Source organism: Microbacterium sp. H6, from assembly GCF_003314775.1.
GTDB classification, from domain to species: Bacteria; Actinomycetota; Actinomycetes; order Actinomycetales; family Microbacteriaceae; genus Microbacterium; species Microbacterium oxydans.
Genome location: NZ_QOAY01000138.1, coordinates 40,629 through 42,021, shown reverse-complemented (window position 1 = coordinate 42,021; position 1,393 = coordinate 40,629). Strand labels below are relative to the sequence as shown.

Here is a 1,393-nt window from a genome sequence, read left to right as displayed (position 1 = left end):
CGTCGCAACATGGGCCAGACCAAAGCGACATCCCTGGGCCAAATCAGAGTGACAGAGTCACATGCCATCGATCGCCGAGCTCGAACACAGACTGCAGCTCGCTCAGGAAGAGAAAGCTGCTGCGCTCATGCACTACAAGTACCGCGAAGGTCAGGAAGCCGCTGCTCTCGACGCGCTCACAAAGGCCCGCATCGAGCAGGGAGAGATGTGATGGCCGAGCGATTCAAGGCCATCGTGCGGAGAAGGAATGCGAGCGATGACGCGGGTCTGGCGCCAGACGAAATCTGGCCTGCGCACCTCCGTTGGGTTGCGGATTGGGATCGGTTCGACTCCGAGACGGGCCGATTCATCAGCGGCTGCACCACCCCGTTCGAAACGCATGCAGAAGCGCTTGCTGAAGCCGTCGCTGCGGCCGACGAGGCGCGACGGACGAACGCCGCTGAAGCGGCACAGGACGGCATCGTCAGTCTCGAGATCTGCTCATGACCCCGCGCTCGCTCTGCCATGACCACGGAGAAGTGGTCATCACCCATAACCCGACCGTGTGGATGGAATGCCCCCACACGTACTGGAAGGACCAGACATGACCGAACGAATCGACCACGCGAAGGCGGCAGATGAGTTGATGCGCAAGCTTGCATCAGCCCCCGCGACGGATGACGAGCACGACGTCGAGTGGGGATTTCGAGAAGCACAGGTGCACGCGACTCTTGCGCTCGTCGAACAGCAGCGCATCGCGAACCTGATTGAGATCGCACGCTTCGATCACCAGGTCGAGGGTGACGCCCGGCTGTACACGAACCTCGAAGCGTCGGCGAAATGGCGCAACGAAGCGGCCGAGGCGCTGGGGCTGTCATGACGGACTACAACGGCTTGGTCTACGGACTCGACGAGCAGATCTACCACCGCCAGCCGGGGCTGAGTTCCACTGGAGCGAAGAAGATCCTCCAGTCACCCGCCCACTACAAGCACTACGTGGAGCACCCGGAAGAACCGAAGGCCGGTTTCGACCTCGGCTCCGCGGTCCATTCGAAGGTGCTCGGTGTGGGCGCACAGATTGCGGTCTACCCGGACGGGAACGGCCCGGAACGGTTCGATCACGACGGAACCGAACTGGACAACGTGCTCGCGTCCAACGGGGCCATCTCCACCAAGGCAGCGAAGGCGTTTGAAACGGACGCCCGCGACCGTGGACTGATCCCCGTGAAGCGTGTCACGGCCCGGGTGGTGGACATCATGGCCGAATCGGTGCTGTCGAATCCGACCGTGAAGGCGTTGCTCGCATCGGGTGACCCGGAGGTGTCGATGTTCGCCACCGACCCCGACACAGGGGTGGCGCTGCGGGGGCGGCTCGACTGGCACGGCCCACGCCTCGTGGACCTCAAGACCACGG

The 1,393-nt window shown here is 63.2% G+C and carries 3 protein-coding genes; all 3 read left to right on the top strand.

Annotated elements, in window-relative coordinates:
• The first annotated feature begins 61 nt into the window (after window positions 1-61).
• The gene (locus DSP71_RS22160) at window positions 62-211 is read left to right on the top strand and encodes a hypothetical protein (protein ID WP_181800702.1); all 150 of its coding nucleotides are present in this window, start codon (window positions 62-64) and stop codon (window positions 209-211) included.
• 372 nt (window positions 212-583) lie between these two features.
• A complete protein-coding gene (locus tag DSP71_RS08920) occupies window positions 584-859 on the top strand; it encodes a hypothetical protein (RefSeq protein ID WP_113680913.1) in 276 nt (91 codons plus the stop codon).
• On the top strand, window positions 856-1,393 hold a 538-nt coding region (locus DSP71_RS08915; protein ID WP_181800701.1), incomplete at its 3' end, for a PD-(D/E)XK nuclease-like domain-containing protein. The genes DSP71_RS08920 and DSP71_RS08915, both read left to right, overlap by 4 nt.